The 13,997-nt window shown below is 63.4% G+C and carries 17 protein-coding genes; 12 read left to right on the plus strand and 5 right to left on the minus strand.

Going from position 1 to position 13,997, the window contains the following annotated elements; genetic code table 11:
- The 10 genes from ABD903_RS22620 (at position 1) to ABD903_RS22665 (ending at position 4,811) form a co-directional block, all read left to right on the plus strand.
- Positions 1-627: a hypothetical protein gene (locus tag ABD903_RS22620; protein ID WP_345228035.1), complete on the plus strand. Its 627-nt coding sequence runs from the start codon at positions 1-3 to the stop codon at positions 625-627.
- 67 nt (positions 628-694) lie between these two features.
- Positions 695-1,381 carry a hypothetical protein gene (locus tag ABD903_RS22625; RefSeq protein ID WP_345228036.1) on the plus strand — a complete coding sequence of 229 codons (687 nt, stop codon included), beginning with the start codon at positions 695-697 and terminating at the stop codon, positions 1,379-1,381.
- On the plus strand, positions 1,381-1,725 hold the full coding sequence (locus tag ABD903_RS22630) for a hypothetical protein (RefSeq protein WP_345228037.1): 345 nt from the start codon (positions 1,381-1,383) through the stop codon (positions 1,723-1,725). The genes ABD903_RS22625 and ABD903_RS22630 overlap by 1 nt, the downstream gene beginning before the upstream one ends.
- Before the next feature lies 1 nt (position 1,726).
- The gene (locus tag ABD903_RS22635; protein ID WP_345228038.1) at positions 1,727-2,320 is read left to right on the plus strand and encodes a hypothetical protein; all 594 of its coding nucleotides are present in this window, start codon (positions 1,727-1,729) and stop codon (positions 2,318-2,320) included.
- 4 nt (positions 2,321-2,324) lie between these two features.
- Positions 2,325-2,798: a M15 family metallopeptidase gene (locus tag ABD903_RS22640; RefSeq protein WP_345228039.1), complete on the plus strand. Its 474-nt coding sequence runs from the start codon at positions 2,325-2,327 to the stop codon at positions 2,796-2,798.
- Between the two features lie 26 nt (positions 2,799-2,824).
- Complete coding sequence (locus ABD903_RS22645; RefSeq protein ID WP_345228040.1) at positions 2,825-3,019, plus strand: hypothetical protein; 195 nt, start codon at positions 2,825-2,827, stop codon at positions 3,017-3,019.
- Positions 3,020-3,128: 109 nt separating this feature from the next.
- Positions 3,129-3,581: a hypothetical protein gene (locus ABD903_RS22650; protein ID WP_345228041.1), complete on the plus strand. Its 453-nt coding sequence runs from the start codon at positions 3,129-3,131 to the stop codon at positions 3,579-3,581.
- 187 nt (positions 3,582-3,768) lie between these two features.
- Positions 3,769-4,281, plus strand: coding sequence for a hypothetical protein (locus ABD903_RS22655; protein ID WP_345228042.1), 513 nt, complete (start codon positions 3,769-3,771; stop codon positions 4,279-4,281).
- A gap of 2 nt (positions 4,282-4,283) precedes the next feature.
- Positions 4,284-4,667 carry a hypothetical protein gene (locus ABD903_RS22660; RefSeq protein ID WP_345228043.1) on the plus strand — a complete coding sequence of 128 codons (384 nt, stop codon included), beginning with the start codon at positions 4,284-4,286 and terminating at the stop codon, positions 4,665-4,667.
- 15 nt (positions 4,668-4,682) lie between these two features.
- Positions 4,683-4,811 carry a hypothetical protein gene (locus ABD903_RS22665; protein ID WP_345228044.1) on the plus strand — a complete coding sequence of 43 codons (129 nt, stop codon included), beginning with the start codon at positions 4,683-4,685 and terminating at the stop codon, positions 4,809-4,811.
- Between the two features lie 45 nt (positions 4,812-4,856).
- On the opposite strand, the gene ABD903_RS22670 is transcribed toward ABD903_RS22665, so the two are convergent.
- From ABD903_RS22670 to ABD903_RS22680, 3 genes are all read right to left on the minus strand, one after another.
- Positions 4,857-4,982, minus strand: a complete 126-nt coding sequence (locus ABD903_RS22670; protein ID WP_345228046.1) for a hypothetical protein — start codon at positions 4,980-4,982, stop codon at positions 4,857-4,859.
- A gap of 114 nt (positions 4,983-5,096) precedes the next feature.
- Entirely contained in the window at positions 5,097-6,359 is a 1,263-nt protein-coding gene (locus tag ABD903_RS22675) for a site-specific integrase (RefSeq protein WP_345228048.1), read from the minus strand.
- Between the two features lie 284 nt (positions 6,360-6,643).
- Positions 6,644-7,969: an MFS transporter gene (locus tag ABD903_RS22680; RefSeq protein WP_345228051.1), complete on the minus strand. Its 1,326-nt coding sequence runs from the start codon at positions 7,967-7,969 to the stop codon at positions 6,644-6,646.
- Between the two features lie 230 nt (positions 7,970-8,199).
- Between ABD903_RS22680 and ABD903_RS22685 the strand changes: the two genes are divergently transcribed.
- Both ABD903_RS22685 and ABD903_RS22690 read left to right on the plus strand, forming a co-directional pair.
- Complete coding sequence (locus ABD903_RS22685) at positions 8,200-8,778, plus strand: fasciclin domain-containing protein (protein WP_345228053.1); 579 nt, start codon at positions 8,200-8,202, stop codon at positions 8,776-8,778.
- A 358-nt stretch (positions 8,779-9,136) separates the two neighbouring features.
- On the plus strand, positions 9,137-12,019 hold the full coding sequence (locus ABD903_RS22690; RefSeq protein WP_345228055.1) for a hypothetical protein: 2,883 nt from the start codon (positions 9,137-9,139) through the stop codon (positions 12,017-12,019).
- 127 nt (positions 12,020-12,146) lie between these two features.
- On the opposite strand, the gene msrA is transcribed toward ABD903_RS22690, so the two are convergent.
- Together msrA and ABD903_RS22700 are read right to left on the minus strand one after the other, a co-directional pair.
- Positions 12,147-12,833, minus strand: coding sequence for a peptide-methionine (S)-S-oxide reductase MsrA (gene msrA / locus ABD903_RS22695; protein WP_345228057.1), 687 nt, complete (start codon positions 12,831-12,833; stop codon positions 12,147-12,149).
- A gap of 70 nt (positions 12,834-12,903) precedes the next feature.
- Complete coding sequence (locus tag ABD903_RS22700) at positions 12,904-13,980, minus strand: 2Fe-2S iron-sulfur cluster-binding protein (protein ID WP_345228059.1); 1,077 nt, start codon at positions 13,978-13,980, stop codon at positions 12,904-12,906.
- Positions 13,981-13,997 lie beyond the last annotated feature (17 nt).

Raw genomic sequence — 13,997 nt, forward strand, 5'->3', positions numbered from 1 at the left:
ATGAACAACGAGCGTTTTGTGATCGAAAACACGCTGCGCGGCGACCCGTTGGTCGTGCGGCTGCTGGGCGGCGTTACCGAAACCGGCTACCTCTACCCCGACCGGGAATGGCCGGCCGGGTGCCTGTGCTACACCCGGCCGGACGGCAGCGTGCGCGTGGCCCACCTGAGCCGCGTGCGGCGGGCCGAGACGGTGCCGAGCGCCTCAAGCCTGCAGCAGCACGTCCTGTCGGTGGCCTCAAGCCTCAAGGGCGGGGCGCGGCGCCCGTACCGGGTTTTCAAAAGCGTGGGGGCCACGGCCAAGGCGCCCGACCCGGTGAGTTCCGGCCAACCCGAAATCCGCAACGTGGAGGGCGAAACGCTCAAGTACGCCATCCGCTCGATTTCCGTCACGGTGCTCACGGCCCCGACGCTGGCCACCACCGTCTCGATCGGCACCAACGCGGCGGCCAACAACATCTTTTCCCGCACGGTGGCGCTGGCCAACGTGCCCGCCGTGGGCAACACCATTGAGCTGCTCGGCCTCTCGGGGGTAACGCTGCCCGCCGACGTGGTGCTGCCCGCCACGATCCTGGCCAAATGCACCTCGGGCACCGTCGAAATCGTGATCGACGGCTTGCTGAAGTAACCCGCTTCTAGGGCCGCCACGCCCGCAACCCACACCGCATTCCACCACCGTCTGATGCCATGCCTTTGTGCTACCCCCAACCCTAATCGAATGGCTGCAAAAGCTCCCCGTCTGGCTCGGCTTGGGTATGCTGGTGCTCTGGATGGTCTTCCAACTGGTGCGCGAACCGCTGCAGAAAGCCGCCTCCCAATTCATCGAGCACCTGACCCGGCGCTTGTTGCAGGCCCGCAAGGAACCCAACACGCAGCAACTGGTCAACAACTCCCGCAAAGCCATCCTGCTGGAGCAAACGGCCGAACGCATGCGCATCGAACTCGACTGCGACCATGTGAGCGTGTACGCAGTGCAGAACGGGGAGTACCTGCGCACGGGCGACTCGGTGGAAAAGCTGGTGATGATTGCCGAGGCGTCGCGGCCGGGCGACCCGCGCTACATGGAAGTGGAGCGCATCATCTACGCCCAAAGCATTCCGCGCCTGCTGATGGTGGCCGTGATGGAGCCCTTCGTGCTGCTCTGGCAGGGCAAGTGCGACGATTGGAAGATGAACCAGCTGATGACCGAACGCGACTACGCCTCCTGTTTGGCGGTCTGCATCCGGCGCCCGAACGGGGTGATCGGCATGTTCAAGGCCAGCTGGCGCGACAAGGAAGTGTACCGCGCCGACCACGCCCCGCACACGGGCGACCGGCTGCTCGATGATGAAATGCGCCTGATGCTACACGATTTCGCCCTGGAGCTTAGCTACCAAATGTAATGAACCTGATACCCAAATGGTGGCGCGACATCACCGAGAACCCGCCCGGCCACACCGTCGCCAAAGACCTGTTTCGGGCGCAAGCCTTTTACGCGGGCCTCGCCTTGTGCTTCATCAAGGCCGGGGCGGACGTGGTCGCCAACCGGGACGTGAGTGCCGAGCCGGCCATTTTTCTACTGGGCTACGCCCTGGGGGTGCAGGGCCTGAAGATGTACGAGAAGTACCAGGACCGCAAGACCGCCGACGACAAGGGCAACCCGTTGGCCGTGCCGAACCCGCCCGGCTACACGCCGCCCATCATGGACCAAGTGCCCAACCCCAACGCACCCCACACCCCCGAATAGCATGGCTACCTGGAAAAAGATTCTCGTTGGCTTCCTGCTTGCCTGCGTGGTGAGCATCTGCTTTAGCTTCCTGACCGGCTGCCGCAGCACCCGGCCCGAACCCGAAGCGGCCACGGCGCAACCCGCCCCGCGCACCCGCACCGCGCCGGATGTCCCTGCAAATGTTACTGCAAATGTCCCCGAAGGACAGGCCGGTGTCAGAGTAAACCCGTTGCCGGTATTGCCCAGCAACCCCACCCGCCGCCAATACAAGGCCCACAAGCGGCAGCTAGACGCCTGGGAAGCGGCAGAGGTGGCCTACGCCAAATCGGTAGCCGGCCCCAGGAAGCTCGGCAAGGGCAGCCTCTACGCCCCCAACGCTTCCGCACCGGTGCAGAACACCTACAAGCCCGACGCCCCCACCACGCAAGCGGAAGCCGGCGCACAGGTGCAGGTGGCCGCCTCCAAAACCGGCATTGCCCAAGCCGGGGAAGGCAACACCGCCACCCAGACCAAGCCCAGCGCGTGGCCTTCGCCGTGGTGGTTGCTGCTGCTGCTCATCCCCGTGTACGTGTACCGCAAGCGCCTGCCGGTGGTGGGTGGCCTCTTCGCTTAGTCCCATGGCCGTCGACATCAACCAACTGCATCCGACGCTGAAGAAGGCGTACGAGAATGCCAAAGCCGAATACCTGCGCGACCACCCGACCCAGCCCCGGCCGCGCCTGACCTTCACCCACCGCAGCGCGGCCGTGCAAAACGCCTTCTTCGCGCAGGGCCGCATGACGCCCGCGCAAGTCAACCTGCTGCGCAAAGCCGCCGGCTTGCCCGCTATCGGGGCGGCTGAAGCGGGGCGGCGCATCACCAACGCCAAAGGAGGGCAGAGCCCGCACAACTACCTGCCGGCCCTCGCCTTGGATGTGGCGTTCGTGAAAGCCGACGGGAAGACACTGGACTGGAGCCTGATTCACTTCCAACGCTTCGCCCCCTACATGACCAAGCACGCGGGCATCGAATGGGGCGGCGCGTGGCCGAATTTTCCCGACGCCCCTCACTTTCAACTGCGGAACTGGCGTGTGTACGCCACCCCAGCCTAACCCATTCACCCTTTCACCCTACCGCAATGCCCAGACTCAATTGGCCCGGCCTGTTCAAATTCTTTTACCTGGTGGTGCTGCCGCTGGTGTTCGCCTACTTCCTCGTTTCGTCAGCCGTGAACGGCACGCTTGGCGAGGACTGGCTGGGGTACGTCATTGCCTTCGGGGCGGTGGCCGTGGTGACGTGGTTGGTGGTGCGCTTCAACCGCAACACGAAGTAATGAAGCCGCTCGACCGTGCGCACCTGGCCTACTGCGTGGGCTGGGGCGCGTTGGCGCTGGCGTGGGCGTTGGTCATGCTTTACGTGGTGGCGCCCATCGCCCTGTGCCGATGAACGCGCTGCTGATCGCCTACGCCCCGGCGCTGGCCTACTTCGCCGCCGTGTTCCTGTATGCTGGTGTAGCCGCTGGGAGCAACGAGTACCAGATTGCCCGTGGTTATGACGTGTCGCATTTATGGGAGACGCGGGAACGGTTGGCGGGCATCGGCCCCGCCGCCGTGCTGGCCTGCCTGTGTGATGCGCTACTCGGCAACTACTCGGCAGCCCTGCTGAGTAGCCCGCTGTACTTGATCGGGGGCGGGCTGCTGTTCTCCCTTCGATTCGACACCCGTTTGAACCTGCGGCGGGAACTCGGCAGGCATTACGTAGGCACCGACCCGAACACGGCCAAAGCCGACAAAGCCGTTGCCCGGTGGGGCCTATCAGGCCGGCAGTACGCGGCCCTCAAACTAGCGGGGCTGCTGCTCTGTGCGGCCGCGCTGCTCTTCCTTCGCAAGCCATGAAGAACAAACGTCGAACCCGGCCCGGTTGGTACCGCGTGAAGCAATGAGCCGCCGACTCCGCTTCCACGAAACCCGCGTGCGGCGCACCTCCTTTTGGCTGCGGAAGGTGTTGAAAAGTAGTAGTTTAATGTGGATAAATATAGGGTAAATAACTGTCTTTCACTGCTTTGATTGCGTAAATTGAAGCATGAAAGCAGTCGTATTCCGGCCCTTGCGCAGGGTCAAAAAGACGGGCAAAGTGGTGGTGGCATCTTACTCGCAGTGGAACCGCGTCCGTACCTCGGACTATTCGGCATTCTGCCTAACCGTCGATAACGAATACGCCAGCCTGCCCGCAGACGAGCACGTTTACAACCACGAAGGCAAGCCGCTGTTCTGGCGTGATTTCAACCCCGCTGATATTCCGGTCTTGGAGCATTCCCGGCTGGTTACAGATGAAGCTTTCCAGGCATTCCGAAAAGAGAACGCCGGCCGGTATGCGGTTCGTTGGTGCGGGGAAGAGCGCATCACTTACAGTTGTTGCGCGTGGGGCCTCGACTGCCAAGGCACCCCAGCGTTCAGTCACAACACGATTGACCGCGTAGCCGAGTACTACCGCAACTACAAAGAGTGGGAGCCGCTGACAGTAGGCATGGTGGTGAAGTGGTTCGGCTGGTTCCTTTACCAGCTTCAGAACTCCAGCTTGCAAGTAGGCCGCTAGTTATGGATAAGGTATATCACTGGGTCGGGTTCTTCTTCGTGTGGGTGTTCATCGGCGTGACCGTGGGCATAGCGGGCTACCTGCTGTGGCGTGCCCTGCCTGTCGCTCTCACGCGCAAGTTGGGCAACGCGTGGGTGTGGGTTCGGGTCTTTGTGTTCGGCATCAAGTGGCGCCTTCCCTACGAAGGGAGCCGGGTGCTGCTTACTATGTACTCGGGTAACCGTACCCTCGCCCGGTGGGAGCGCGACGTAATAGCCGCTGTTATCCGGCACAGCAAGCCCTTTTGGCGCATGGAAGAAGTGAGCCGCGAAACTGAAGCGTGGTTAGACGAAGAAATTGCCAAACTAAAGACGGAAACCGCCGAACTTCGCCGGCAACAATCCTAACCCCTTCCTCTCCCTATGGGCGGCATCCGGCCTAACTTCGGCAACAACCATCCCGACGAACCCCCGTTCTGGGCCAAAGCCGCCGCCTTCGCCGTGCTGGTGGGGCTGGTGGTCTTGGTGTTGTGGTGGAACGGGCAACTGTAATTCCCTTATGGTGTAGCAGTGTAGCACAAATGCAACGCAACAGGACTAGGAAGCAAACCCCCAATCGGCCGCCGTTTGGTTGAAGCCGTGGGCATCGGGGCCACGGGGTATCTGCCTGCTAAACAGCGGCCACCAGCGGCGCAGCATCATACGGGTACGGGAGGGCGTCATACGAACGGGAGGGACTGGTACCCCTCTATAAATAGCAAAATCCCGCCGAAGGGCAGGACGTGCGGTGTGGTCGACATCGGTGGCGGCAGTCGGAGGCGTAAGTGTTTCGGGTGGTTAGTGGTCGGAGAGCTTCATGCCGAGGATTTCGCGCACGATGCGGTCGGGGCTGACGCTGCTGTAATGCTTGTTCATGGTGGCTTCGTCGTGGCCCGCCATGCCCGCTACGATTTCGGCCGGCAGTCCCTTGTCGCGCATGTACTGCGAGAAGGTAGAGCGGGCGTCTTTCGTGCTCAACCCCTCCAAGGGCAGGCCCGCCGCTTCGCCCACGGTTTTGAGCCGCCCGTTCAGGTAGCGCAGCGTAAAGGACGGCGGGGCGTACCTCCACTCGTGCCAGAGCCGCAGGGCGTGATCGAGCAAGGGCACCCAGAAGGGGGCGGCGTCCGTGGCCAGCTTTTGCCGCACCATGCCGATGCCCAGCGTGTCGCCCACGCGTTTGAGAAACCGTTCGGGGGTTTGGGCAAAGCGGTGGTAGTCGCTGTACGACAAGCCCGTGTAGGCCATGAACACGAAGATGTCGGCAAAGGGCTGCAGCTTGGGCGGGAACGGGAACACGGCCAACCGCTCCAGGTCGAAGGCCGAGAGGTGGCGCTTTTGGGGCACGGGCAAATCCGTCAGGTAGCGGTAGCCCTGCACCCGGCTCGTTTTGATCAGCCCTTCGTCCTCGGCCAGCTGCATGGCGTTGCAGGCAAAGTGAATGCTGTGGCGAATGCCGCGCGGCCCTTGCCCCCGGCTGTCGGCCCACCGCTCGAAGCCGCGCAACCACACCCGGTCCACGCTCTCGGCCGGCAGGTCCAGTTGCTTGGTGTGGGCCATGTACATGAGCACCCACAACACCTTTTCCCGGTCGTGGCGGATGGTGCTGGCCCGGCGTTGGGAGGTGGGTTTGGCCCGGTCGCGGCGGTGCATCTCCAACGCGGCCGCGAACGAACGGTCGCGGCGGTCCTTGCTGTGCCCGCTCCGGAGCACGGCCAGCAGATCGGCCGGGGAGGGGTTGCCGGTCTGGCTTTTCAGGTTGTGGTAGGCCAGCTTGACGGCCTTCACCCAATCGGCCAGCTTGTCGTTGTCCATGTCGAGCAACGCCCGCTCCGCTTTGCTCATTGCGCGCGGCGCCGTTTTGCGCTGGGCCTCCTGGCTCCACTCCGCTTCGGTAGCCGTCACCCCCACGGCCAGCTCGGCCCGTTGCAGGGCGCCCGTGCGGGTGACGAAGCCTTCGATTTCGATGCGCAGGCTGATGGGTGCCTTGCCCGTTTCGGGGTGGGAGCGGCTGGCCCGGCGCCAGAGGTACGGGTGTTTCAAATAGTCGGTGTAGGTTACCATGCTAATAATGTTAGTAACACCAAAGGTGATGTATACCAACGATATTAGCAAAGGGTTTGGTATAGCGCGGGGCAAATAAGCCCGGCCGTAGCGCGTGGTAACCACGGGGGTAACCACGCCTGCGGCGCCGCAACAGGGCCAAAACCGGCCCCTGCGCGACGCAAAGGCCGGTGCCAGCGGCAAAGGGGGCAATGAGGGAGGGTGGGATGCGGCCCGTTGGGCAGCGGCTTTTTTCGCGTTTACTGGCAGCGGTTTTAGGGGCCCTCACAGGCAGCCAGGTAGCATCAGTCGGTTTCGATGCGGGAAGTGTGCTGGGTATCGGGCATGCGCCAGTACACCAGCAGGGAGCAGGCGGCGCACACCGTTACGTACCAGTAAAACGACGATTCCATGCCCCAGCTTTTGAGCTGCAACGCCACGTACTCGGCCGAGCCGCCGAAGACGGCCACCGTAAGTGCGTACGGTAGCCCCACACCCAAGGCCCGAATTTCGGTGGGGAACAGCTCGGCCTTCACCACGGCGTTAATGGCCGTGTAGCCGCTCATGATGAAAAACGCCAGCAGCAGCAAGCCAAACGCCACCGCCGGGCTGGGTGCGCGGGCCAGCAGCGTAAGCAGCGGCACCGTGCTCAGGGTGGCGCCTACCCCGAAGAACAGCAGCACCGGCCGGCGCCCCACGCGGTCGGACAGTGCGCCCATGAGCGGCTGCATTAGCAGGGCCACGGCCAGCGCCCCAAAGGAAATCAGCGTTGCCTGGTCTTTGCTGAAGCCGGTGGTGTTGACGAGGAATTTTTGGGTGTAGGTGGTGAACGTGTAGAAAACCAGCGTGCCGCCCAGCGTGAGGCCTACCACGGTCAGCACCTCGCGCGGGTGCTGCCACAGCAGCCGCAGCTTGCCGGGCGGCGGCATTTCCCCGGCAAATACGGCGTCGGCCGGTTCGGCGGATTGCTGCTGCGTAAAAGCTTCGGTTTCGGCCATGCTGCGGCGCAGGTACAGCGCCGACAGCGCCGCCGCGGCCCCAATGGCGAAGGGTATGCGCCAGCCCCAGGCATAGAGCTGGGCATCGGTAAGCACACGCTGCAGGCCCAGCTGCACCAGCAAGGCCAGCAACTGCCCGGCCAGCAGCGTAACGTACTGGAAGCTGGAGAAAAAGCCGCGGTTGCGCTGGTCGGCCATTTCGCTCAGGTAAGTGGCCGAGGTGCCGTACTCGCCGCCCACGCTCAGGCCCTGCAGCAGCCGCGCCAGTACCAGCAGCACCGGCGCCGCCACCCCAATTTCGGCGTAGCCGGGCGTAACGGCAATCAGCAGCGAGCCGGCGCACATGAGCAGCACGGAGGCCAGCAGCGCTGCTTTGCGGCCGTGGCGGTCGGCGTACACGCCCATCAGCCAGCCGCCTAAGGGCCGCATCAAAAAGCCCACCGCGAAAATGGCGGCCGAGTTCAGCAGCTGCGCCGTGAGGTTGCCTTTCGGGAAAAAAGCCGGCGCAAAATACAGGGCAAACGCCGAGTACACGTACCAGTCGTACCACTCCACGAGGTTGCCGATGGAGCCGCTGACGATGGAGCGAATGCGCGACGCCATGGGGCGCGCCGAAGGGAAGGCGGTGGGCATAAAGGAGCGAGAAAACAGCGCAAGATGCGACGCGAAACGGCAAGAACCGGAGGCCAACCAAGCGGCGTAATCAGGTACGCTGGTCGCTGAATGAACCAGGCAAAAGGGCCGCAAAAAAATCTACCTACGGTAGGGGGGAAACCGAGTAGGAAATATGGCGGCCGGTAAATCCGGGCAGCTAAACCCGGCCGTAAATGCCGCCAACTCTCCAACATCCTCTTCCAGTTCCCATGAAAAAGCATTTGCTTTCCCTCGCTTTCGTTGCCCTGTTAGGCGCCACTGCTACCACGTCGGTTTCGGCCCAGGCTAAAATGACGCCGGCCGGCACCGTGATGGTGGGCGGCGAGGCCATGTACGCCAACAAGAACATCGTGGAAAACGCGGTAAATTCGAAAGACCACACCACGCTGGTGGCCGCCGTAAAAGCTGCTGGTCTCGTGGAAACGCTGCAGGGCAAAGGCCCTTTCACGGTGTTTGCGCCTACCAACGCGGCTTTTAACGCCCTGCCCGCCGGCACGGTGGAAACCCTGGTGAAGCCCGAAAACAAGGCCACGCTCACCAAAATCCTGACCTACCACGTGGTAGCGGGCAACATGACCGCCGACAAAATCACGGCCGCCATTAAGGCCGGCAAAGGCACTGCTTCGCTAAAAACCGTAAGCGGCGGCACACTGAAGGCCACCATGAACGGCCCGAAAAACGTAGTGCTGACCGACGAGAAAGGCAACGTATCGACCATCTCGACCTACGACGTGCTTCAGAGCAACGGCGTGATTCACGTAATCGACAAAGTGGTAATGCCCAACTAGCCTCACGCTGCGCTTAGGCGCAGTTAAAAGGTCTGAAAAGCCAACGCCCGCCGGTTTCTGCCCAGAAGCCGGCGGGCGTTTTGGCGCGGGCCCCCTAGGGGCGGCAGGCCCGGCTGGTTGCTTACCGATTTTTTAGGCCGCGAAAATCGGTAAGCAAATCGGCGCCGCTTTTTTGCTCTACGTTTTTCAGTCTCTAAAAAAACGTAAAGCAAATTCACTCGCTTTTTTGCTCTACGTTTTCTGGGAGTTGAAAAAACGTAAAGCAAATGGCTGCTTCTTTCCGGTGGCTCTTGGTGCCCGACAGACGCCGTGCCAGCCGGGTTGCAAATGCGCCCGGCGCGGGCCAGCTTTACAGGTAATGCTCCGACTTTCCGCTTTCCTTTCCGTCGCCGCTTCCGTGCTGCTCGCCGCTTCGGCCGGCGCCCAGTCGCTGCCCGTGCTCGACCAAAACCGGCCCGCTCTGCGCTGGCAGCAAATCCGCACGCCGCACTTTCGGGTGATTTACCCCGCCGGCTTCGATTCGGCGGCCCAGCGCACGGCCCGGCGGCTGGAGCAGGTGCACGGCCCGGGTGGCGCGTCGTTGGGCGTGTCGGCGCACCGAGTGCCGGTGGTGCTGCAAAATCAAACCACCATCGGCAACGCCTTCGTTACGTTTCTGCCCTGGCATTCCGAGTTTTTTACCACGCCGCCCCAGCAACGCTCGGTGGGCACCGTGGATTGGCTCGATCAGCTGGTGGCCCACGAATTCCGCCACGTGGCCCAGTTCAGCAAGGCGCGGCAGGGCTTCGGGCGCGTGCTGCACCCGCTGCTCGGCGACGGCGCCCTGGGCGTCATGTCGGTGGGCATGCCGCCGTGGTTTTTCGAGGGCGACGCCGTGGGGGCCGAAACCGCCCTCACGCGCAGTGGCCGCGGCCGCATGCCCGATTTTGGGGTGGGCCTGCGCTCCAACCAGCTGGCCGGCCGCCGCTACAACTACCAGAAGGCCGTGAACGGCTCGTTCCGCGACCAGGTACCCGATTGGTACGAGCTGGGCTACTTCCTGACCTCGTACCTGAAAACCCACTACGGGCCCAACGTGTGGGACGCTGCGCTCGACCACTACTACAAATTTCCGTTCTACCCGTTCTCGTTTTCGGCCGGCATTAAGCACGCCACCGGCCTGCGGGTGGAAGAGCTGTACGCCCGCAGCATGGCCGAGCTGGACTCTACCTGGCGCAGGCAGCAGCAAGGGTTGCAAGTCACCGATGCGCGCGAGCTAAACGGGCAGGCCGGCACCAAGGTATACACCAACTACCAGTATCCGCAGTACCTGACCGACAGCACTGTGCTGGCCGTGAAAACCGGCCTCGGCGACATTCCGCAGTTTGTGCTCTTGAGCCGGCAGGGCGGCAAGGAACGCCGCGTGTTTGCACCGGGCCTGGCCAACTTCCCCGAAATGCTGTCGGTTGCCGCCGGCAAGCTGGTGTGGCCGGAGTTTCGGTACCACCCGCGCTGGCGGCAGCAAGTGTATTCCGAGCTGCGCGTGCTGGACGTAGCCACCGGCCAGCTCACGCGCCTGACCACCCGCAGCCGCTACACCGCCGCCGCTTTCTCGCCCGACGGGCAGCGCCTGGTAGCCACCACCACCGATACTGCCTACCACCACGCCCTGGTGCTGCTGGATGCCCAAACCGGCGCCGTGCAGCAAACCCTGCCCAACCCGCAAAACGACTTCTACCTGCAACCCCGCTGGACGCCCGACGGCCGGCAGCTGGTAACGGTAACCCTGAAGCGCGGCGGCAAAACCATTGAGGTAATCGACGCCGCTACCGGCACGGCCCGGGCGCTGCTGCCCGTGGCCAACGTGAACCTGACCAACCCGCAGCCCTGGGGCGAATACGTGCTCTACAACTCGCCGCAGTCGGGTATCGATAACGTGTTTGCGGTGCACCGCGAAACCGGCCAAACCTACCAGGTAACCAGCCGGCCGCTGGGCGCCTACCACGCCGCCGTGGCCCCCGACGGCCGCCACCTCGTCTTCCACGACCAACGCGCCCAGGGCAGCCGCATTGTGGAAATGCCGCTCGATGTAGCCGCTTGGAAGCCGGTAACGCCGCCTGCCGCCGATGCCCCGCAGCCTTACGCCGAATCCATGACGGCCCGCGACCCGGGCGCTCAGCAGGTGGGCGAGTTGCTGCCGGCCGGTGACTCGCTCGGGCGCCGTTCGTTTCCAGTAACCCGCTACTCACCGCTGCGCCATGCGTTCAACGTGTTCAGCTACGGCTTGGTGCAAAGCCCGGCCGGCAACGGCCTGAGCGTGGGCGTACGGTCGCAGGACTTGCTGAACACCACTCAGGCCATTGCCGGCGTGAGCTACGACCAAAACGAGCGTACCGCCGCACTCTTCACCGGCCTAAGCTACCAGGGTCGCTTCCCGGTGTTCGACTTCGACCTGACCCACGGCGGCCGCAACGCGGGTGTGCTCTACCAAGGTCAGATTTACCGCGACCAATGGCGCAGTACGCGTCTGAGCACCGGCCTGCGCCTGCCGCTCACCCTCACGCGTTCGAAATACCTGGAGGCCATGAGCCTGGGCGTGTACTACCTGCACGAACAAGTAAGCGGCTACGACCTGCCCGTGCGCTTCCTCGACGAAGTGGGCCCGAACCGCCCGCTGAACGCCGTGCAAACCACCTTCAGCTACGTGCGGCAGCTGCGGCAAAGCACCCGCGACGTGGGGCCGCGCGCCGGGCAAAGCCTGTTGCTTACCTGGCGTACCACGCCCTTCGGCCGCGGCCTCGATGCCACCCAGTACGCGGCGCTGGGCAGCGTGTTTTTGCCCGGCATCGGTAAGCACCATTCGGTGCGGGTGCGCGGTGGCTACCAGTGGCAGCAGCAGCGGCAGTACCTGTTTAGCGCGGGCGTGTTCTTTCCGCGCGGCTCCAGCTACGTGGGTTTCGACCGCCTGCAAACCGCCAGCGTCGATTACCGCCTGCCTTTAGCCGATACGCACTGGAGCCTCGGCCGTTGGCTGTACATACAGCGCTTTAAGGCCACCGGCTTTGCCGATGTTGCCCAAGGCCGCAACGTGGAGGGGCGTTTTGTTGGGCGTTACAACTACCGGAACGTGGGCGGCAGCGCCTCGGTGGTGTTCAACGTGCTGCGCCTGCGCACGCCCTTGGAAACCGGCGTGCGTGCCGTGTACGACACTTACCGCAAAACCTGGCAAATCGACCCGCTGGTGCTGGATATTGGTATTTAGCGCCTCAATGGCAGCTGAAAATGAGGCTGAAGTCAGGCCACTAACGGTAAACGCAGGGCCTGAAAACGCAACGCCCCGCTTGGGTAACCAAGCGGGGCGTTGCGTTGTGAAACAATCGGAAGTAGGCCTAGGCTTCGGGCTTGATGAGCTGCGGAAACTCCTTCGCGAACTTGTTGAAGCGCGGCGTGGAAACGTTGCGCACGTAGGGGTCGTTGGGGTTGTTTTTGAAGTAGTCCTGATGGTAGCGTTCGGCGGGGTAAAACACCTTGAAAGCCGTTACTTCGGTCACAATGGGGTTAGCATAGCGCTTGGCGGCCGTTACGCGCTTGATTTCGGCCTCGATCTGCTGCTTTTCCTGGGGCGTGCGGTAGAACGCGACGGAACGGTACTCGTCGCCCGAATCGGGACCCTGGCGGTTAAGGGTGGTGGGGTCGTGCTGCACGAAAAACACCCGCAGCAGGGTGGGGAAGCTAATAACCTTGGGGTCGTAGTACACCTGCACGGCCTCGGCGTGGCCGGTGCCGCCACGGTATACCTGCTCGTAAGTGGGGCTCACGGCCGTGCCGCCCGAGTGGCCCGATATTACGGTGCGTACTCCTTTCAGGCTTTCGAACACGTGCTCGGTGCACCAATAGCAGCCGCTGGCGAAGGTAGCTACAGCCTCGCCGGGCAGCTGCTTGGGCAGTTCGGCAAAGCGGTGGTCGCGGCCATCGGCCTGGGCTATAGCGGCGGTAACGGGGTTGCCGGAACCGGCGTCGCAACTGGCGGCGCCCACGGCAGCCAGCATCAGGAAAAGCAGGCGTTTCATCATCATAGCCAGAACATACGAGAAGCCAAATTGATTCGGATGGGACAGCGCGGAACTGGATTGCGCTTGTTCCGCTTTACAGCGCTATTTCCAAGGTCACGTCGCCGTTAACGGGGTAGCCGGTGCAGGTGAGAACGAGGCCGCGGCTGGTTTCGCGGTCGGTCAGCACCTCGTTGTAGCTCATCCATACCTGGCCGGCGGTGCAGCGCGCCACGCAGTTTCCGCAGCGGCCGGCTTCGCAGCTATAGGGCAGCATGAGGCCTTGGTCGCGGGCGGCCTGCAGAATGGTGCGCGGGTATTGCACCACAAAGCGGTGGAGTTGCCCGCGCAGCTGTACGGTTACAGTGCGGGCGGCGGTATCGGGCGGCACGGTGTGGGGCACGGTGGCGGCTTCGGTGTTGAACAGCTCACGCCGCAGGTTTTCGGGCGGAATGCCCAGCTCCCGCAGGCCGTACGTGCCCATGCGCATGTAATTCAGCGGGCCGCACAAAAATGCCAGTGTGGCGGTGGGCGCCGCCGGCGCGTGCTGGCGCACCAGGGTTTTCAGCAGCTCTTTGTGCAGGTGGGCGCGGTGCAGGTCGGGATTGGAGCTGTAAATCCACTCGATGTGCAGCCGGACGGGAAACTGGCGGGCCAGTTGGTGCAGGGCATCGTGAAAAATAGCCTCGGCGGGCGTGCGGTTGCTGTAAAGCAGCAACACGCGCAAGTGTGGGTGCAGCTGCAAAGCGGTTTTCAGCAGCGAAAACAACGGTGTGATGCCGCTGCCAGCGCCCAGCAGCACCAGTTGCTGGTAGGGCTCCAGGGTTTCGGGCAGGGTGAAAAAGCCGCCCACGCCGCTGCTCACCAGCAAGTCGCCGGCTTGGGCGTTGTCAATCAGGCGGCGCGAGAACAGGCCGTTGGGCACGCGCTTCACGGTTATGGCCAGCGGCTCGGCCAGCGCCGGCGAGGAGCTGATGGAATAAGAACGTCGCACGCTTTCGAGGCCGGGCTGCGAATGCACCAGCGTGAGGTACTGCCCGGCCTGGTAGGGCAGGGGCTGGCCGTCGGTAGGCGTTAAAACGAAGGTTTTGGCGTCGGGCGCTTCCGGGCGTACCTCGGTAATGCGGAGGGTGCGGAAGGGCGAATCGGGGGCAGGAACAGGGGCGGCGGGCATGCCGCAACATACGCTAG

This window comes from Hymenobacter koreensis, assembly GCF_039541855.1.
Lineage (GTDB): Bacteria > Bacteroidota > Bacteroidia > Cytophagales > Hymenobacteraceae > Solirubrum > Solirubrum koreensis.